The organism is Erysipelothrix urinaevulpis, assembly GCF_009828835.1.
GTDB classification, from domain to species: domain Bacteria; phylum Bacillota_I; class Bacilli_A; order Erysipelotrichales; family Erysipelotrichaceae; genus Erysipelothrix; species Erysipelothrix urinaevulpis.
This window is the reverse complement of sequence record NZ_WTTB01000001.1, coordinates 62,667-81,158: the sequence shown is the minus strand read 5'-3', so window position 1 is coordinate 81,158 and position 18,492 is coordinate 62,667. Positions and strand designations below refer to the sequence as shown.

Here is an 18,492-nt window from a genome sequence, read left to right as displayed (position 1 = left end):
AAATAAAATAACCCTTTAGGGTTATTCTATCATGTTTAAGATTTCCATTATACGATTTAAATCATCATCATCATTAAAGTGAATACTCAATTTTTTATTCTTAATTTCAATCCGTGTTTGCAGTTTATCTTCAAACAATGAAACAGCATAACTATAATCAGTTTCTTTGTTTTCTTTATGATCAGTCGCTTCACTTGGATTCATAATATCTTTAACAATTCGTTCGGCTTCACGTGCAGATAACTTTTTGCTAATGATTTCATCAGCGACTTCCTCAATCAACTTGTCATCTTCAAGCATGATAAGAGGACGAGCATGTCCCATACTTAACTTGTCTTCAGCGACCATTTTTTTAACACTGTCAGGTAGGCGTAAAAGTCTTAATAAATTGGTGATATGACTTCTTGACTTACTGACACGTTTTGCAACTTGGTCTTGTGTTAAGTCTAATTTTTCGATAAGTGTTTGATACGCCATTGCTTCTTCAATGACACTTAAATCTTCACGCTGAACGTTTTCAATTAATGCAATTTCCATCATTTGTTCATCATCAAAGTTCACAACAATTGCTGCAATCTCTTCAAGTTCAAGCGTTTTACTTGCTCTTAAACGACGTTCCCCTGCAACCAGTTCGTAACCCTTGCTAGTTTCTCGCACCAAGATTGGTGTAAATAACCCATGAATGCGAATTGAATTTGCTAATTCAGCAATCTTGTCATCATCAAAATGGCGACGTGGTTGATATGGGTTAACTCGAATATCTTTAATCTTTAGATTAGTTTTAACTCCACCAAAACGATCATCACTGCCTTGCTGAATATCTTCTAAAACATTACTGACATCATCGCCAAATATGGCACCTAACCCTCTACCAAGTCTTTTATCATCTGCCATCCTTATCACCTTTCTTCTTATTATTGTTTAGAACTTCTTTGGATAATGCTGCATATGCTTTCGCACCTTCAGAACGCAGATCATATTCAAAAATTGAATTTCCACGAGACGGTGCTTCTGATAATTTTACGTTTCTAGGTATATTTGTTTTATAGACTCTTTCTTTAAAGTATCGACGAACTTCTTGTTGAACCTCAATACTTAATTTTGTACGGACATCAAACATTGTCAGTAAGACACCCTCTATTTTTAAATCAGGATTAAATAATTTTTGAACCAAGCGAATTGTAGAAAGAAGTTGTGTTAATCCTTCCAATGCATAATATTCGCACTGAACTGGAATGATAACAGAATCCGCAGCCGTTAAAGCATTGGTGTTTAAGAGTCCCAATGATGGCGGACAATCAATAATGACAAAATCATAATCATCTTTTACTTTCATGAGTTTATTCTTCAATAATCGTTCACGGCCAATTTTAAATTCAACCATTTCCAAATCAGCTCCAGCTAAATCAATCGTTGCTGGAATTAAATCCATTGGTGGTGTATTTAAAGTCATTGCGACCTCTGGCACATCTTTTTCTGTTAACAATAAATCATAGGTACTGTACTCAATTTCAACTCGATTAGCACCGACACCTTGCGACGCATTCCCTTGGGGATCTAAGTCGACTAAAAGAACTTTTTGCCCTAAGTAGGCTAAGCCTGCAGCTAAATTAATACTCGTGGTTGTTTTACCAACCCCGCCTTTTTGATTCGCTACTGCAATTATTTTCCCCATACCGTCACATCCTTCATTCTTTAGGGAAACGGACCAATACTATGACTTCATCTTCCGTCTCTTTCACTTCTTGTTTTACTTTTATTCCTGTTTGTTCAATCATATCAACTGATTTTTTTATGGTATTAATACCAATTTTAATATGGCCTGAGAACCCCTTTGTTACAGGCTTAACTTTTCTTTTTGGTTTATTAACTAATTTTTCTGTCTCACGGACATTTAATTTTTTATTTAAAACTTCATCCAAAATTGTCTCTGCTTTTTGGTGTTCAATGCCAACCATCGCTCTTGCATGACGTTCTGTTATTTTTTTCTCGTCAAGTGCAGACAACACATTTTGAGGTAAATCAAGCAAACGAATCTTATTCGCTATGGCTGATTGTGATTTTCCTATTTGTTTCGCTAGATCCTTTTGAGTTAATTGTTGAATCCTTAATATTTCACGATAAGCTTTAGCTTCTTCAACAGCCGACAAATTCTCTCTTTGTATGTTCTCAATCAAGGCTAACGTGGCACTTTTTTCTTCATCCGCATCCGTAATAATGCACGGAACAACAGTATAACCGATCATCATCATAGCACGATATCGTCGTTCTCCAGCAATTATTTCATAGGTGTTTTCATCATGTTCACGAACAACAATGGGCTGGATCAATCCATTTTCACGAATTGACTGCGCTAATTCAAATAAGCTATCATCATCAAAATAAGTACGAGGCTGATGTTGATTTGGATGAATCTTCTCGATTTCTATATTACGATGTTTATTCATAAAAATTATAGCCTCCCTGATAATGGTGTCTTCTTTATTTTAGCATATGTCCGTGGATATTTCTTAGGTGTTTTTCGTTTCTTCGTAAATTCTAAATTATAACGAACACCCATTCCTTCATCGTCTAAATAATTTTCATTTTCTAATTCTAAAGCAAGAAGAGTCAATGCCTTTTTCGCTTCATCCACCTCTTCAAGCCCACGCATTCCCTTCATGGCAATAAATGTTCCATTTATTTTTAACAAAGGGACACATAACTCACTTAGTATATCTAAATGTGCAACGGCTCGGGCAGTGACGACATCAAAGTGTTCTCGATAGTCATCAACAACATGTTCTGCTCGATCATTGATTATTTTCACATTTGTTAAGTTGCATTCAGACACAACTCGTTCTAAAAAATCTGTTCTTTTTTTAGTCGGTTCAACACAGACAATTGTGATATCTGGACGAGCGATTGCTAAAACAATCCCTGGAAAACCTGCACCACTACCCACATCACACACACGAGCATTCTTTGGAATCATTGGGCTGATGAGAAGAGAATCCCAAAAATGTTTAAGATATATTCCCTCATCATCGTCAATACCTGTTAAATTCAAGACCTTGTTAACCTCTTGGATTAGGTTTTTATAGTCTAAAAATTGTTGTCTCATTAATTCTGAAACAACAATTTCCATTGATTCTAGTGATTTTATAAACGCTTCAAAATCCATTCCACTCCACCTTACTTTATAAAGTTTAGACCGATTGTCTTTCTAGCTTCTTCCGCTAACTCAACAACCATTAAACTATGTTTTAAATTCTCTACCATTATATCATAGTTTTTTTGATTAAGAATGGTTTGAAATGTTTCCATTTGATAATAAAGTCTTGGTTTGTCTTGAATATTGTACTCAGTATCGCCATCTTTATCCATGTGAATAACTTTTTCTAGACCGTTGCTACCATTTGGAATATGAAGTGTGCCATTTTCACCTTGAATTTGCACAAAGTTATAAGAAAAACTGTCTTTCGCCCCCACTGATTCAACAATAAAGTCATCATAGTCTAAGATTAGAATTCCTGATGTGTCGATTCCGTTATCGTGTTGATTTGCCTTGTAATCAATCGTTTTAGGACGACCAAATAACTTCGTAATAAAGTGTAGATTATAGATATTTATATCGGCGAGTGCACCTCCAGAAAAATTAGGATCAAATACATTGGTTATAACCCCTTCTTTAAGCTGATCATAACGACTTGAATATTGACTATAATTAGCTTGGACAATTTTTAAAGGTCCAAGTTCTGGTAATAAATCTTCGATTGTGAGCATATGTGGCATGTGAATATTACAAATTGCTTCAAACACATAAACACCTTTTTCGATGGCTTTATCATAAACTTCTTGGGCTGCTTTTAACGTTCCTGCAAACGGTTTTTCCACAATGACATTTTTTCCATAGTCAATCGCTTGAAGAGCTTGAGTTGTATGTAAACTATTCGGTGATGCAATATAGACGGTATCGATGTCACTTTCTAGCATTGCTTCGTAATTGTCATACGCTGTTTCCATCTGATAAAGTGCAACAAATTCTTCTGCCTTGCTTATATTGCGTGAATACGACGCAACAAAAGCAACACCCTCAACGAGTTGTGCTGCTTCAATAAATGCTTTAACAATTACACCTGTACCGATTGTTCCGATTCTCATTTTTTGGCCTCCTGTTTTAGATGCATTGCTAAAACTGCAATATCGGCTGGATTGACACCTGAGATTCTGGATGCTTGGCCAAGGGTTAAAGGCTTGATTTCTTGTAATTTTTGGCGACCTTCAATTGATAAGTTCAAGATAGCATCGTAATCAAGTGTTTCCGTTAATTTAACGTGTTCCATTGAACGCAGTTTTTCGGCATCTTTCTTTGCCTTACGGATATATCCTTCATACTTAATTTCTACTTCAATTTGAAATACTAAATCTGAACGTAACGCTATGTTCATGAGGTCAAGCATTTCTTCTAAAGAAATGCCAGGTCTCTTAACTGCATCATATAGGCTTAAGTCATGAGAGTCAAATGGTGATTCTTTTTTTGCAAAAAATTCTTTGTATTTGGGTTCATGTGGAATCTTAAGGGTCTTACTTTTTTCTATAAATTCGTCAATTGTTTTCAGATCATTCGCAATAATTTTATAGTGATCTTCCTTTACAAGACCAATGTCATGACCAAAGTGTGATAAACGACGATAAACATTATCATGACGTAGTAATAGACGATATTCTGCACGGGATGTAAGTAAACGATACGGCTCCAAAGTTCCTTTTGTGACTAAATCGTCCAACATCACACCAATATAGGCTTCATCTCGTTTTAGAATAAGGGGTTCTTTACCCTCATTTTTTAATGCTGCATTAATTCCTGCCATCAGACCTTGACCTGCAGCTTCTTCATATCCTGAAGTTCCGTTAATTTGTCCTGCTGTATAAAAATTTTCCACAGTCATTATTTCAAGGGTCGGTTTAAGTTGAATTGGATCGATTGCATCATACTCAATCGCATAACCGTATTGTTGAACTCGACAGTTTTGTAATCCTGGCACTGTACGAATCATTGCATCTTGAACATCATCGGGTAGAGATGATGAAAGACCTTGAACATAGGTGGTATCAAGTGATGCTGCTTCTGGTTCTAGGAATATTTGATGACGTTCTTTATCGGCAAAACGAACAATCTTATCTTCAATCGATGGGCAATAACGAGCACCAACTCCCTCAACAACACCTGAATACATACTTGATTTTTCTAAGTTGTCTTCAATAATTTTATGGGTTTCAGCATTTGTATATGTAAGATAACAAGCATATTGTTCTTGAATTACATCTTCTTTTTTTGTTTCATTTGAGAAATAATATGGACGATCATCCCCAGGTTGAATCGTCGTTTGGCCAAAATCAATTGAATCTGTATAAACACGTGCTGGTGTTCCGGTTTTAAGACGGAATGTTCGTAAACCCAGTGCTCGCAATGACTCCGATAGTTTATTGGTTGTTGGATCACCCTCAGGACCACTCTCAGTCACTTTATCTGATTGGAGAATCTTTGAGGACATATAGGTTCCAGACGTCAAGATAACACTTTTTGCTTCAACAACTTCGCCACCTTGACATAAAATCCCTTTAACTTTACCTTCTTCAACAACAATACCTTCGACCATTTTACCAACAACTTCAATTCCAGGTTCACTTAAAACAGCGTCTCTCATCGCTTTAGAATACTCTATTTTATCGGATTGTACTCTTAAACACTGAACACCGGGTCCCTTACTTGAATTGAGAATTCTAAATTGGAGTGCTGTCTTATCAGCAATTTTGCCCATAACACCACCCAATGCTTCGATTTCTCTAACAACAATCCCTTTTGCTGGTCCACCAATAGATGGATTACATGGCATAGTTGCAATTCGATTAATATTTAATGTGAATAAAGCAGTCTTTTGATTAAGACGAGCTGAGGCTATAGCCGCTTCAACTCCTGCATGCCCTCCACCAACAACGATTACATCATACATAAACTTCGCCTCCGTGTTTATAATTCTAGCACAAATCGAAGCTATTCTTGATAAACTTGCTTGACTTTTTTTCAGTGTAGTATTACTGTATTATTATAGATAGTACAGGAGGTCAACAATGTTTTCAATAAACTTAAAAGACTCAAAACCCATTTTCGAGCAAATCATTGACCAAGTTGGACAGTATATAGCACTTGGTGTCCTCAAAGAAAATGAACAATTACCGCCTGTACGTTCCCTTGCCAGAACTCTAGGTATCAATCCAAATACGGTATCCAAAGCATATCATGAATGTGAAATGCTCGGTCTTATTTATTCAGTACCAGGCAAAGGTTCGTATGTCAGTCCAGGTAATTTCGGTCTTGATTCGATCAAAGAAGATGCTTATCAAGTGCTTCATGAAGCGTATGACAATTTAATTCGCTTGGGAGAAGATAAGACATCAATACTAAATTATTTAAAGGAGGTCAAACATGATTGAATTTATTAATGTCAACAAGAAATTTGGTGAAAAACTGGTTCTTCATGATTTGAACCTAACAATCCAAGAAGGCTCTATTGTTGGATTAGTTGGAGCCAACGGTTCTGGTAAATCAACCATTTTAAGGTTGTTGAGTGGAGTTATGTTAGCTGATGCGGGTGTTGTTCGTGTTGATAACCAAGAAGTTTACGACAACGATCTCATTAAACAAGAAATTTTCTTCTTAGCCGATGATCCTTATTTCTTCAGCCAATCAACTATTTTAGATATGAAACGTTTTTATAAAATATTCTATAAGAACTTTAGTGATGACTTGTTTGAAACGCTTCTAGCTGATTTTAAATTAGATGTGAATGCTAAAATAAATTCCTTTTCAAAAGGAATGAAACGACAAGTATCGGTTATTCTCGCTTTATCATGCCAAGCAAAGATTTTACTTTTAGATGAGGCATTTGATGGCTTGGATCCCTTAATGCGCTTCAAATTAAGACAGTATATTACGGATAAAACATATGAAAATAATTCAATTGTCGTCATTTCATCTCATAACTTGCGTGAACTTGAAGATATTTGCGATACCATCGCAATCATTGACAATCATCAATTAAAAATGAATCATTCGACACAAGAATATTTAGATCTTTATCATCGTTATCAACTTGCATTCCAAGAACCAGTTGACCCTCAAGTATTCCAAGAATTGAACCCAATTCACGTTTCAGGTAAATCACAATTATTTACCCTTATCTTAAAGGGTGACAAAGAAATACTGGATGAAAAGATCGCTGGTCTCAAGCCAATCATTAACGAACGGAGCAATGTTTCTTTAGAAGAAATATATGTTTACGAACTGGAGGATAAACAATGAAAGACTTCCTACACTCTCGGATTAATTTAAATTTATTCAAATTTAATGTTCGAAATAAAAAAGGACTCTTGTTCTTCTATACACTTTTATTATCACTGACATTCCCAGTATTTATTATTGTTGCTGCATTATCAGGAAACGGTTCAAATATAAGCAACAATGAAGTTTTAACAAGTCTAATTTTATTGACCTTAATGTTAATACTTATTTTAGTTTTGACCCCCTTCTTATTTTTCAATTTTCTAAATACTAAGAAGTCGGTGGATGTATTTCATTCTTTAGCAATTAAGAAAAATGACCTTTACTTAACTTACTTAAGTCTTATTCTATTCTTTGTCTTTGTTCCCTTGACCATCTCATATTGGGGAGGCTACTTCTTAGCTTACAATTTAACAGAAGTAAGCTTTGAAATGTTCCATTTATACCATTATGGTCGATTACTTATGGTTTCCATCGCTGTCATCGCTCCTAGTATCTTCGTTATTATGAACACTGGAACACTGGCAGACTCCCTTATTTATACAGGTATACTGATGATTGCCCCTTTTGTTGCTTTTGCTTCTTTCCAAGCATTTGCTCAAGTCTTTATCATTGGCTTTGGTGTAAGTAGTGGCTATTCATTAACTTACTTAAGTCCTTTGGTTGGTCTATTTACAATTGTTGATTCCTTTAAAATGCCTGTTGATGGTCACTTAGTCGCCTCTTACTGGTTATTACTTGGAATTATCACCAATTTATTCTCATTAAAACTATACAAAAATTGGAAATCTGAGATGAGTGAAGTTCCTTTCTCTAACAAAACATTCTTTCCTTTTGTAACATCTTTATTTATTGGAATTGTGTTTGTCCTCTTGTTAGCCTTAAACATTAACCCTAATCCAAAGTGGGCATTCTTATCGATTGAGAACTTAATTATTCCAATCATTGTGACCTATGCAATGTTCTTGATCTTATTCTTCTTAAAAGATCGATCAATCGATAGCATTAAAAAAGCAAGTAAGAACTACTTGATCTTATTTGTCGTTATTATGGTCATAACAACAAGTCTCTATTTCACCCAAGGTTTTGGTTATACTTATCGGCTTCCAAAAGACGATGAAATTGTTAGCGTTGAAGTTTCGAGTCAACGGAGTAATCTTCCGTTTGTTGCTGGAAATAAAGTAACGATCATAAATCCAGATGAAGTAAAAAATATTTACAATCTTCATCATCAACTTATCGATCAAATAAAGAAAGATAAAGACTTATTTAGAGATATTTCAAGCAGTGATTATGTTGAACCTATGTTTACTCCTTACCAACTGTTTGGTGATTATTCTGATGTAACCATTAAGTATAAATTGGAAAACAATGGTAAATTAAATCGTACCTTTAAAATCCCCAATGAATACCATCACCTCCTGTTGCCACTTGCTCAATTAGAATCGTTTAAAGTCACAAACAATCCAATCATTGACCCAAGTGCACGACTCGATTCAAATCGTTTTACACTCTATGATTCTTTATTCCAAAAAGAATACTCTTTTGTAGAAAGTGACGATGCATCGATTCGAAAAGCTCTGTATGAAGATATGATTGAAATGAAGCATGAAGAATTCTACCAAGCAAATTCTAAAATAAATTTTGTCTTGATCTATTCTTTCGATGGTTTGCCAATGCAGATTAACATTGATGCTCGTTTTAAAAACACGCTCAAGTTATTAACGCCTGAAACCTTAATTCTAAACGAAGACTACGACGCTTCAAACCTTAATTATGCTATCGTTCCTTCTACTGTAAATCCTGATAATTTACTGAAACATGGAATAAGTCGTAATATTAATCAAAACTTTTCAATGGATATTACAAGCCCTATTTCAGAAGGCATAACGCTTCATGATGCTTTAAAATATCAAGATCAACTCTACGACAAACAATATGATGGTAAGGAAACGTTTGATGTCCTTCTTATTTCAATTGATTATGGTCAAATCGCCTTTCCAATTGTTACAAAATAAATTATTCTTTTAATTAGACTGTCTCATGCTTATGGGCAGTCTTTTATCTTACATACACTATTTTATACTATCGGTTGTAATCAAAAAATGACCACTGTATAATAAACGTAATACAAAAGGAGAAGAAATTTATGGCAGATGTTAATTTATGGCTGTTAGTCGGTATAGCAATCGTTGTTGTCGGTTTTTTTCTAAAACTAGACTCCATTGCAGTTGTATTGATTGCAGCAGTTGTTACCGCACTAATTGGCGGTATGAAATTCAATGAAATTCTTGCATTGATTGGAAAATCTTTCGTTGGGGGACGAGGTGCAAGTATCTTTATTATCACACTTCCTATTATTGGAATCAGTGAACGGTATGGTTTGCGTGAGCAGGCTGTCAAGCTAATTCAAAGAATTGGGAATCTTACAGCAGGACGTGTTTTATGGGTTTACAATATTATTCGTCAATTTGCAGCAGCGTTCTCATTACGTTTAGGAGGACACCCTCAATTTATTCGCCCGTTGGTTCATCCTATGGCTGAAGCAGCAGCTCAATCTGAATTGGGTGAAGGTCAAAAACTTGATGAAAAATCGATTGAAGAGATTAAGGCAGCGGCAGCAGCTTCTGAGAACTATGGAAACTTTTTTGGACAAAATATGTTTGCGGCAGCTTCAGGTGTTGTTTTGATGGCTTCAACTCTTTCTGAAAACAATATACAAGCACAACCTACAGAAATTGCAATGTGGAGTTTACCTGTTTTTATTACAGTTTTAATCCTCAGTGGCATTCAATTTACACTTCTAGATCGTAAAATTAGAAAGCGAGGTAAAAACTAATGGACTTTTGGACAATGTTTTTAGAAATGTGGTATATCCTTATTGGTTTTCTACTTTTAGCAACTGCGATTATCGCATTCAAATCCAATAAAGAAAATGAAGAAGAATCTAAAAATTATACTGCAAAATATATTTCAAGTGGTTTTTGGGCCATTCTAGCATTCTTATTTATCGTTGGACCTTATATTCCTCATGAGATAAGTGGTGCTTTAGTCTTAGTTATGGGTGTTTTATCTTTTACAAAACAAGTTAACTTAGGTCCTATTGCGCAAATATCACAATCATTCAAGGATGAACAATCCAACCGTATTGGTAATTTAATTTTCTTACCATCCGTCTCAATTGCGATTGGAGCATTTGTTTTTTCACAAATTCTACCTAAATTGTATCCTGAGGTGAGTGCATCACTTCTAGGATTCATTGCAATTGGTATCTCATCACTCATTGGTCTAATCACTGTTTTACTCGTAACAAGAGCGCCGATCAAAGCAGTTACATCTGAAGGAACTCGTTTAATGAGAACAATGGGTTCGCTTGCAATTCTTCCACAGTTACTTGGTGCACTTGGGGCAGTCTTTACAGCAGCCGGTGTTGGTTCGCTTATTTCTGTATTACTGGGTGGCATCATACCTGATGGAAATGCATTCTTAGGTGTTGTTGCATATTGTGTTGGTATGGCAATCTTTACCATGATTATGGGAAATGCTTTCGCAGCATTTACAGTTATCACCGTTGGTATTGGAATTCCATTCGTCTTTGCTCAAGGAGCAAACCCGATTATTGCGAGTGCCTTAGCAATGACAGCTGGATTCTGCGGTACTTTAATGACACCAATGGGGGCCAACTTTAATATTCTTCCTGCTACACTTCTTGAAACCAAGAGTGAATATGCAGTCATCAAATTCCAAGCACCCTTAGCAATGACCTTGCTTGTTATCCATATATTCTTAATGTATTTCTTAGCATTTAATTTTTAGGAGGTTTTATTTTATGAAAGTTTTAATTACAGGTTTTGATCCATTTGGTGGGGAAGCAATGAACCCAGCTTATGAAGCAGTAAAATTATTGCCAGATACTATTGAAGGTGCTGATATCATCAAGTTAGAAGTTCCAACAGTGTTTGGTAAATCAATCCAAGTTTTAGATGAAGCAATGGCAAAACACCAACCAGATATTGTCATTAACATTGGTCAAGCAGGCAATCGTTTTGGTATTACTCCCGAGCGAGTTGCTATTAATCAAGATGATGCACGCATCACAGATAACGAAGGTAATCAACCGATCGATACAGTGATTGTTGAAGAAGGACAACCCGCATACTTTGCGAAAATGCCAATTAAAGCCATTGTTGAAAACATTAAAAAAGCAGGGATTCCTGCTCAAGTTTCAAATACTGCAGGAACCTTTGTTTGTAACCATTTAATGTATGGTTTATTAAATCTAATCGATACAAAATATCCACAGGTTCGTGGGGGATTCATCCACGTTCCATTCGCAACAGAACAAGTCATTGATCGCCCAACATCGCCATCATTAACCTTAGAACAAATTGCGAAAGGTTTAGAAATTGCGGTAGCTACAACCATTACCACACACGATGACATCCAAGTCCAAGGTGGAGCTATTTCATAATGTCAGATCAGATTTTCGTTTATGGAACCTTGATGGAAGGTTATCGTAATTTTGATAAATATCTTCAAGGTCATGTTCTAAAAATTGAAAAAGCAACCGTCAAAGGAAAACTTTATGACATGCCTTATTTAGATTTTCCAGCACTTCTTGAAGGGAATGATACAGTTCATGGTGAAGTTATCACCGTCGATAATTTTTCAAAACTTCAAAAAGACATTGATGCAATGGAAGGCTATAAAGGGAACGATGACGATATGTATAAACGTATCCCAAAAACAGTTTTCTTAGAATCCGGAGAAGAAATTATTCTTGATGTTTATCAATATCATGCCTATAGTTTTGATCCTCAATTTAAAACAGAAGCGTGCTATATTCCCGAAGGAAGCTGGCGTGCTTTCAATAAGAAATTAGGTCGAGATTAATCATCTCGCCTTTTTTTTATATCTATTAAAAAGTTTCATAGTACATCACATGATATGCCTTCATGTTCTTGTTATACTTTATCTATAAGAAGGAGGTACTGAATGTTTTTAAATGAAGAATTACTACTGACGATTAGGGAGCGTGCTGATTATTATGATCGAACAAACCAATTCCCTAAGAAGGATTACCAGGACTTAAAAGATGCCGGTTACACTAAAGCATTTGTTCCAAAAGAGTACGGAGGATTTGGCCTTTCACTCAAAGAAATTGCACAAGAACAAACCCGTCTTGCTATGTATGCACCCGCAACCGCCTTGGGCATTAATATGCATCACATTATTGTTGGTGTTGCAAGTCATATGGTTAAAAATGGCAACATGAAAGGTGAACAAATACTCAAAGATGCTGCGAGTGGAAAATTACTTGCCTTTGGTATTTCTGAACCCGCTAATGATCGTGTATTATTTGGTTCTATCTGTAAAGCAGAAAAAGATGATAACAATGGCTATACATTTAATGGTCCTAAAGTCTTCATTTCAATGATTCATGAGTGTGATAATCTTGTAACCTATGCTCATTCCGATGAAGGTGAGCAAGGTCTTTCTGTATTTGCATATCTTGACAATGATAGAGAGAGCATTGTTATTGATGAAAATTGGGACACATTAGGCATGAGAGGAACTCAATCCCATAACATGACACTCACGAACGCCTATGCTCCAGAATCAAGGATTTTAACAAAAACTGCGCCAGTACCAAGCAACGATCCAGTTGTTTTCGGTATTTTCGCATATTTTGAAATTTTACTCGCCGCAACCTACCATGGAATCGGTAAACGTGCTTTAGAATTAGGCATAACAACCATTAAAAAACGTAAGAGTGTGGCGAATAACACAACCTATGATCAAGATAAAAATATTCGTTGGAGAATCTCTGATTCCGCAATTATGCTTGATGCAATTCAACCTCAAATTGACCAATTATCCGATGATTTTGAAAACGGTGTTGATCATGGAACCTTATGGATGCCTAAATTATCTGCAATCAAAAACAGATCTGTTGAAGCATCGATAGAGACAGTCAACCAAATGGTTAGAGCCAGTGGAGGACGTTCGTACTACAATGACCAAGAACTTTCACGTTTATTACGTGATGTTTATGCTGGTTTATTCCAACCATCCGATCAAGAATCCTTACATGATGCTTGGGCCCAAGTTCTCATCGGAGGGATTGATTAATGACTTTAAAAGATATTACCCAACAAATCACAAATCAAGAACTTACTCCTTTAGACCTTGTTGAAAAGGCAATTCAAAATATCGAAAAGAAAAATGGTGAGTTAAATGCAGTTGTTCATACCCGTTATGAAAAAGCGCGTCATGAAGCGATGAACAAAGACTTTTCCAACACGAAGTATAAGGGTATACCAATTCTCATAAAAAGTTTAGGACAAGATATCAAAGGCGAGCCCAACACAAACGGATCAACACTTTTCAAAGATTCAATTGCTCAACTGACTGATAACTTTGTTCAACGTATCGAAGATCTTGGTTTTATCATCTTAGGACAAACAAATGTTCCAGAATTTGGTTTTAAAAATATCACCGACTCACCCCTTTATGGTGATGCAAAATTACCTCATAATCCAAAACATACACCCGGTGGTTCGAGTGGTGGTAGTGCAGCTGCACTTGCAAGTAACATGGTTGATATTGTGAGTGCAAGCGATGGTGGAGGATCTGTACGAATTCCGGCAAGTTATAACGGACTTGTTGGCTTGAAACCGACACGAGGAAGTATGCCTGTCGGTCCCTTAAATTACCGTAGTTGGCAAGGTGCTTCCATCAACTTTTTCTTAACCAAGACCCTTGAAGACACCGTCGAACTCTTCAATGATATGCTTGTCTACGAACCATCATCACCCTTCACGTATAAGAAAGTAAGTCAACTAAAAAAGAAATATAAAATCGCTTATTCCACCGAATCACCCGTCAACCTCCCTGTTTCAAATGACGCTATCCAAGCTATTGAACAAACTGTTCGTCATCTAAAAGCATTAGGACATGATGTTGTTGAAGCTAAACCAGATATTGATGGAATGAAAGTCATGGAAAGTTACTACTTAGTCAACGGTGTTGAAACTGCATCCATGTTTAAGAATATCGAAAAATTTATCCAACGAGATGTTACAATTGATGATGTTCAATTAACAACTTGGACTATGTACCAATACGGATTATCCATCCCAGGATATGAAATGGTTGATGCCTTAAACTACTGGGACCAAGCCAGCAGTACTATGAACCAATTTCATGAAACATATGACTTATACTTAACACCAACCACAGCACATACCGCACCTCTTTACGATGAAGTTTACCAAAGTAAAGAACTTCAAGAAAAAATGCGAGATATCGTGAATCGTAAGGATCGTTATCAGTTATTATGGGATATGTTTGAAGATTCCTTGGCAAAATCTCCCTATACAATGCTAGCAAATGTAACAGGACAACCTGCCATTAGTTTGCCATTATATAAAAATAGTGACGGATTACACCTTGGGATTCAGTTTATGGGAGTTAAAGGATCTGAAGAACTTCTCTTCGATATTTCTGAACAACTAAAACCTCATTTCATTAAGTAGTGCCGTTAAAAAAAGATTCTTAACGATAAGAATCTTTTTTTGTATCTAAAATTTATTATAAAAAACTACCACTAATTTATAAGTGATAGTCTTTCATGACTTTATTGTTGTGCAAGCTTATGACTCTAGTCTTTCTTTTCAATCTCTTGGTACTTATTCATCAATACTTTACCACTATCTGCATCATAGTCCATATCTAAGATGTATCCCAAACCATTTTCAGTTGGAATTTCTTTAAAATCTAAGAAGCCTCGATGACCTAAGAAAATCAAGTATGTTTTGATGACACCAGAGTGACAAACAATGGTTGCACTTTTTTCATTGTTTTCTTGTAAATCCTTTAATATTTGTTCTAGTTTAGAAATAATACGGTAACTAAACTCAGTCATGGTTTCCCAATTTTCATGACGCTCATTCAAGCCCCATAATTCTGAAAAGTTAATTTCAACGTCTTTACCATATTGATCTTCTAAATTTCCAAAATAGATTTCTCTTAATTCTGGACTTTTTTCATATAATTCGTGCTCATCACCAAAAAGAATATCAAAGGTATGAATTGCTCGAATTAAATCTGACGAGTAGTAACGATCAGTTTTAGGATAAGCATATTCTTCTTTATAGCGTTTTAAGTCTTCAATACCTTCTTCTGTTAAAGCAACATCACTCCAACCAGTATAAGTTCCTTTTTTATTACCAACAGAATAACCATGTCTTACTAATACTATTTTCATTTACTTCTCCTTCTTAAAATTTACTTAACTAATTAATGTTCCATTTTTAATCTTGTCAACAAATAATAATTCAAAGTTTTCTTTATCATTCGCAGCTAATACCATTCCTGATGATAAAACACCACGAAGTTTAACTGGTTTTAGATTTTTAACAAGAACCACCTTTTTATTCAAAAGTTCTTCTGGACTATAGTGAGCAACAAGACCACTAACGACTTGAACATCTTGGTTCCCAGCATCTAATTGAAGAACATATAACTTATCAGCATTTGGATGTGCTTCAACTTTCTTAACTTGAGCAACAACCATCTCTATTTTCTTAAATTCTTCAAAATTTACTTCATTTACTTCCTCAATTCCAACAATTTCTTCTTCTGGTTCAAATTTCTCAAGTGTTTCTTTCACGTCAAGTCGATGAAAAATAATATCTGGTTTTTCAACAACTTTGTTATTTAATGGGTATGACCTTGCTCCCTTTGCATCATCCAATTGACGATCTTCCACGTTTATTTGATTGAGAATTTTCTCTGCCGTTTCAGGAATGAATGATTGAAGGACAATGGCTCCTACGCGAATTGCATCGAGTAAGTTATAAAGAACTGTTTGCAATCTTTCTGCATCGTCCTCATTTTTTGCTAATGCCCAAGGTTCTGTTTCATCAATATATTTATTACAACGTCTGAATAATTTAATGACTTCATCAAGCGCTTGAGCGACATGAAGTGTTTTCATTTTATTTTCAACCTTCGAAACAAGGGTTTCAGTCATGGTTAAAAGTTCAGTATCTATATCCGCACCACTTGAGTTATGAGTGATTGTTCCATCAAAATATTTATTAACCATCGAGATTGTTCGGTTCACAAGATTGCCTGTGATATTAGCTAAATCAGTGTTAATGCGTTCAATCATCAATTCATACGATAAGGTACCATCTCGATCATAAGGCATTTCATGAAGCATGAGATAACGAACTGGGTCTACACCAAATACAGCCGCTAAATCATCAACATATAAAACGTTGCCTTTAGACTTACTCATTTTACCATCACCCACAAGCAACCAAGGATGACCAAAGATTTGTTTTGGTAACTCCACATCTAATGCCATTAGTAATATAGGCCAATAAATCGTGTGGAACCTTAAAATATCTTTCCCAATGACATGGACATCGGCAGGCCAATAATGATTAAATGTTTCCGCATGATTGCCATCGACATCATATCCCAAACCTGTAATATAATTGGTTAATGCATCAATCCAAACATAAATAACATGCTCAGGATCAAAGTCAACCGGAATTCCCCATTTAAAACTTGTTCGAGACACTGCTAAATCATAAAGTGGTTCCTTTAAAAAGTTTTGGACCATTTCATTTTTTCTTGATTCAGGCTGAATAAAATTAGGATTCTCTTCAATATGCTTAACTAATCGTTCCTGATATTTACTCATTCTAAAGAAATAAGTCTCTTCTTTTTGACGTGTAATTTTTGCACCACACTCTGGACAAATCCCTTCCTCAGTTACCTGTGTATCTGAATAAAAAGATTCACATGCCTTACAATACCAGCCTTCATAAAACCCTTTGTACAAATCATCTTGTTCAAATAGTTTTTTAAATATTTTTTGAACTTCTTCTTTATGACTAACATCCGTTGTTCGAACAAACCCATCATATGATACATTCATTAAATCAAATAATCCACGAATTATTCCTGCAATATTATCAACGTATTCTTTAGGTTGTGTGTTATTTTTACTTGCATAATCCTCTATTTTTTGACCATGTTCATCAGTTCCTGTTTGAAAGTATACATCATAACCTTGTGCACGTTTAAATCGAGCAATCGCATCGGTTAAAACGATCTCATAGATATTTCCAATGTGTGGCTTTGCTGATGTATATGCAATAGCGGTTGTTATATAGTATTTTTCTTTTTCCATTCTTATTCCTCCGCAAACTCTATCTCTTATTATAGCGCATTTTCTAAACACCTACAAACTAAAGCTTTCCATAGTAAAAAGGCATTGTTATACGTGTTTCACTTCAACAATGCCGATGCTAAATAATTAAGTTAATGTTATTTTTTACGTTTATATTCTGTATACAGTTCTTTGAATAAACTAAGAATGAATACTGAGAATAGTATAATATTCGCAATATATATCATTATTTGCTCTGTATGCTTTAAGTAAGCAAAATAACTAATGGTTATTGCGTCTCCTCCAAAAAAAGCACTCTCAATAAATCCAGACTTCAATAACGTAAAAACAACCAATGATAAGACAAGTCCAATTGCATACAATGTTTTTTTCATAAATGTATCCCCCCCATTTGTATATTTTTATTTTAACGGTTTGTACCAACAAATTCAATCTTTTAATCTATTTCTCTTTTTCAACAATCGTTATAGTCAAGTTTATGGACCCAACACCATAATTTCAAGAACAAAAAACTACGTAACTCTCATTTTTTAGAATTACGTAGTTGATTTAATATAAAATATTATTTATTTTTTTTCAAACATTCACTACAAATACCTTCGAAGTTTATATCATGACTGAATACTTTCGCATTCAACTCATCTTCCACAACTTTATGTAAACGATCTTGATACTCAATACTTACGTCTTGAATACGATCACATTCTACACAACGAAAGTGATAATGGTCGTGAATATTTTTATCATAGATGTATCCCAATTCTGGATGTCTAACTCGGTTAATCAAATGCTCTTCGTAGAGAACATTTAAATTACGATAAACGGTAGCAATACCTATTTTAACGTTTTGCTCCTTTAAAACAGAGTGGATTTGATCAGCGGTCATATGTCCAGAACTATTTCGTATTAAATCTAGTATTTCTTGTCTTTGTTTTGTTAATTTTAGACTCACTATCAT

General features: G+C 35.1%; 19 protein-coding genes. 9 read left to right on the top strand and 10 right to left on the bottom strand.

Annotation, left to right across the window (positions count from 1 at the left end):
- Positions 1-21: 21 nt before the first annotated feature.
- The 6 genes from GVV10_RS00410 to mnmG are packed head-to-tail and all read right to left on the bottom strand — an operon-like array spanning position 22 to position 5,996.
- The gene (locus tag GVV10_RS00410; RefSeq protein WP_159518400.1) at positions 22-894 is read right to left on the bottom strand and encodes a ParB/RepB/Spo0J family partition protein; all 873 of its coding nucleotides are present in this window, start codon (positions 892-894) and stop codon (positions 22-24) included.
- Positions 884-1,675: a ParA family protein gene (locus tag GVV10_RS00405; RefSeq protein WP_159518399.1), complete on the bottom strand. Its 792-nt coding sequence runs from the start codon at positions 1,673-1,675 to the stop codon at positions 884-886. Before GVV10_RS00405 ends, GVV10_RS00410 begins: the two co-directional genes overlap by 11 nt.
- Before the next feature lie 13 nt (positions 1,676-1,688).
- Complete coding sequence (locus tag GVV10_RS00400) at positions 1,689-2,447, bottom strand: ParB/RepB/Spo0J family partition protein (RefSeq protein ID WP_159518397.1); 759 nt, start codon at positions 2,445-2,447, stop codon at positions 1,689-1,691.
- Between the two features lie 5 nt (positions 2,448-2,452).
- Positions 2,453-3,163, bottom strand: a complete 711-nt coding sequence (gene rsmG / locus GVV10_RS00395) for a 16S rRNA (guanine(527)-N(7))-methyltransferase RsmG (protein WP_159518395.1) — start codon at positions 3,161-3,163, stop codon at positions 2,453-2,455.
- Between the two features lie 11 nt (positions 3,164-3,174).
- Positions 3,175-4,143: a Gfo/Idh/MocA family protein gene (locus GVV10_RS00390; protein WP_159518393.1), complete on the bottom strand. Its 969-nt coding sequence runs from the start codon at positions 4,141-4,143 to the stop codon at positions 3,175-3,177.
- The gene (gene mnmG / locus GVV10_RS00385; protein WP_159518390.1) at positions 4,140-5,996 is read right to left on the bottom strand and encodes a tRNA uridine-5-carboxymethylaminomethyl(34) synthesis enzyme MnmG; all 1,857 of its coding nucleotides are present in this window, start codon (positions 5,994-5,996) and stop codon (positions 4,140-4,142) included. Before mnmG ends, GVV10_RS00390 begins: the two co-directional genes overlap by 4 nt.
- 118 nt (positions 5,997-6,114) lie before the next feature.
- On the opposite strand from mnmG, the gene GVV10_RS00380 reads away from it, so the two are divergent.
- The 9 genes from GVV10_RS00380 to GVV10_RS00340 all read left to right on the top strand — a co-directional run bounded on the left by GVV10_RS00380 (position 6,115) and on the right by GVV10_RS00340 (position 14,862).
- Positions 6,115-6,477 carry a GntR family transcriptional regulator gene (locus GVV10_RS00380; protein ID WP_159518388.1) on the top strand — a complete coding sequence of 121 codons (363 nt, stop codon included), beginning with the start codon at positions 6,115-6,117 and terminating at the stop codon, positions 6,475-6,477.
- Positions 6,470-7,345, top strand: a complete 876-nt coding sequence (locus GVV10_RS00375; protein WP_159518386.1) for an ABC transporter ATP-binding protein — start codon at positions 6,470-6,472, stop codon at positions 7,343-7,345. The genes GVV10_RS00380 and GVV10_RS00375 overlap by 8 nt, the downstream gene beginning before the upstream one ends.
- Positions 7,342-9,342, top strand: a complete 2,001-nt coding sequence (locus tag GVV10_RS00370; RefSeq protein ID WP_159518384.1) for a hypothetical protein — start codon at positions 7,342-7,344, stop codon at positions 9,340-9,342. The genes GVV10_RS00375 and GVV10_RS00370 overlap by 4 nt, the downstream gene beginning before the upstream one ends.
- Positions 9,343-9,473: 131 nt before the next feature.
- Positions 9,474-10,163, top strand: a complete 690-nt coding sequence (locus GVV10_RS00365) for a DUF969 domain-containing protein (protein ID WP_159518382.1) — start codon at positions 9,474-9,476, stop codon at positions 10,161-10,163.
- Positions 10,164-10,177: 14 nt separating this feature from the next.
- Positions 10,178-11,140: a DUF979 domain-containing protein gene (locus tag GVV10_RS00360; RefSeq protein WP_236261835.1), complete on the top strand. Its 963-nt coding sequence runs from the start codon at positions 10,178-10,180 to the stop codon at positions 11,138-11,140.
- A 13-nt stretch (positions 11,141-11,153) separates the two neighbouring features.
- On the top strand, positions 11,154-11,795 hold the full coding sequence (pcp, locus tag GVV10_RS00355; RefSeq protein WP_159518377.1) for a pyroglutamyl-peptidase I: 642 nt from the start codon (positions 11,154-11,156) through the stop codon (positions 11,793-11,795).
- Positions 11,795-12,217, top strand: a complete 423-nt coding sequence (locus GVV10_RS00350; RefSeq protein ID WP_159518375.1) for a gamma-glutamylcyclotransferase family protein — start codon at positions 11,795-11,797, stop codon at positions 12,215-12,217. Before pcp ends, GVV10_RS00350 begins: the two co-directional genes overlap by 1 nt.
- 102 nt (positions 12,218-12,319) lie before the next feature.
- Positions 12,320-13,456 (top strand): acyl-CoA dehydrogenase family protein, encoded by a 1,137-nt coding sequence (locus GVV10_RS00345; protein WP_159518373.1) that lies wholly within the window; start codon positions 12,320-12,322, stop codon positions 13,454-13,456.
- Complete coding sequence (locus tag GVV10_RS00340) at positions 13,456-14,862, top strand: amidase (RefSeq protein ID WP_159518371.1); 1,407 nt, start codon at positions 13,456-13,458, stop codon at positions 14,860-14,862. Before GVV10_RS00345 ends, GVV10_RS00340 begins: the two co-directional genes overlap by 1 nt.
- Before the next feature lie 125 nt (positions 14,863-14,987).
- Here the strand turns inward: GVV10_RS00340 and GVV10_RS00335 are convergent, their stop codons facing one another.
- The 4 genes from GVV10_RS00335 to GVV10_RS00320 all read right to left on the bottom strand — a co-directional run bounded on the left by GVV10_RS00335 (position 14,988) and on the right by GVV10_RS00320 (position 18,492).
- A complete protein-coding gene (locus GVV10_RS00335; protein WP_159518369.1) occupies positions 14,988-15,593 on the bottom strand; it encodes a histidine phosphatase family protein in 606 nt (201 codons plus the stop codon).
- A 24-nt stretch (positions 15,594-15,617) separates the two neighbouring features.
- The gene (metG, locus tag GVV10_RS00330; RefSeq protein WP_159518367.1) at positions 15,618-17,534 is read right to left on the bottom strand and encodes a methionine--tRNA ligase; all 1,917 of its coding nucleotides are present in this window, start codon (positions 17,532-17,534) and stop codon (positions 15,618-15,620) included.
- Between the two features lie 137 nt (positions 17,535-17,671).
- Positions 17,672-17,908: a hypothetical protein gene (locus GVV10_RS00325; RefSeq protein ID WP_159518365.1), complete on the bottom strand. Its 237-nt coding sequence runs from the start codon at positions 17,906-17,908 to the stop codon at positions 17,672-17,674.
- A 188-nt stretch (positions 17,909-18,096) separates the two neighbouring features.
- The gene (locus GVV10_RS00320) at positions 18,097-18,492 is read right to left on the bottom strand and encodes a Fur family transcriptional regulator (RefSeq protein ID WP_236261846.1); all 396 of its coding nucleotides are present in this window, start codon (positions 18,490-18,492) and stop codon (positions 18,097-18,099) included.

What these genes read in the sequence shown, in the direction of transcription:
- GVV10_RS00380 (WP_159518388.1), top strand. Translation starts at nt 6,115, where the DNA reads ATGTTTTCAATAAACTTAAAAGACTCAAAACCCATTTTCGAGCAAATC.
- GVV10_RS00325 (WP_159518365.1), bottom strand. Translation starts at nt 17,908, where the DNA reads ATGAAAAAAACATTGTATGCAATTGGACTTGTCTTATCATTGGTTGTT.
- GVV10_RS00365 (WP_159518382.1), top strand. Translation starts at nt 9,474, where the DNA reads ATGGCAGATGTTAATTTATGGCTGTTAGTCGGTATAGCAATCGTTGTT.
- GVV10_RS00370 (WP_159518384.1), top strand. Translation starts at nt 7,342, where the DNA reads ATGAAAGACTTCCTACACTCTCGGATTAATTTAAATTTATTCAAATTT.
- GVV10_RS00345 (WP_159518373.1), top strand. Translation starts at nt 12,320, where the DNA reads ATGTTTTTAAATGAAGAATTACTACTGACGATTAGGGAGCGTGCTGAT.
- GVV10_RS00410 (WP_159518400.1), bottom strand. Translation starts at nt 894, where the DNA reads ATGGCAGATGATAAAAGACTTGGTAGAGGGTTAGGTGCCATATTTGGC.
- GVV10_RS00390 (WP_159518393.1), bottom strand. Translation starts at nt 4,143, where the DNA reads ATGAGAATCGGAACAATCGGTACAGGTGTAATTGTTAAAGCATTTATT.
- GVV10_RS00375 (WP_159518386.1), top strand. Translation starts at nt 6,470, where the DNA reads ATGATTGAATTTATTAATGTCAACAAGAAATTTGGTGAAAAACTGGTT.
- GVV10_RS00320 (WP_236261846.1), bottom strand. Translation starts at nt 18,492, where the DNA reads ATGATAGTGAGTCTAAAATTAACAAAACAAAGACAAGAAATACTAGAT.
- GVV10_RS00335 (WP_159518369.1), bottom strand. Translation starts at nt 15,593, where the DNA reads ATGAAAATAGTATTAGTAAGACATGGTTATTCTGTTGGTAATAAAAAA.
- GVV10_RS00405 (WP_159518399.1), bottom strand. Translation starts at nt 1,675, where the DNA reads ATGGGGAAAATAATTGCAGTAGCGAATCAAAAAGGCGGGGTTGGTAAA.
- pcp (WP_159518377.1), top strand. Translation starts at nt 11,154, where the DNA reads ATGAAAGTTTTAATTACAGGTTTTGATCCATTTGGTGGGGAAGCAATG.
- mnmG (WP_159518390.1), bottom strand. Translation starts at nt 5,996, where the DNA reads ATGTATGATGTAATCGTTGTTGGTGGAGGGCATGCAGGAGTTGAAGCG.
- rsmG (WP_159518395.1), bottom strand. Translation starts at nt 3,163, where the DNA reads ATGGATTTTGAAGCGTTTATAAAATCACTAGAATCAATGGAAATTGTT.
- GVV10_RS00400 (WP_159518397.1), bottom strand. Translation starts at nt 2,447, where the DNA reads ATGAATAAACATCGTAATATAGAAATCGAGAAGATTCATCCAAATCAA.
- GVV10_RS00350 (WP_159518375.1), top strand. Translation starts at nt 11,795, where the DNA reads ATGTCAGATCAGATTTTCGTTTATGGAACCTTGATGGAAGGTTATCGT.
- metG (WP_159518367.1), bottom strand. Translation starts at nt 17,534, where the DNA reads ATGGAAAAAGAAAAATACTATATAACAACCGCTATTGCATATACATCA.
- GVV10_RS00360 (WP_236261835.1), top strand. Translation starts at nt 10,178, where the DNA reads ATGTTTTTAGAAATGTGGTATATCCTTATTGGTTTTCTACTTTTAGCA.
- GVV10_RS00340 (WP_159518371.1), top strand. Translation starts at nt 13,456, where the DNA reads ATGACTTTAAAAGATATTACCCAACAAATCACAAATCAAGAACTTACT.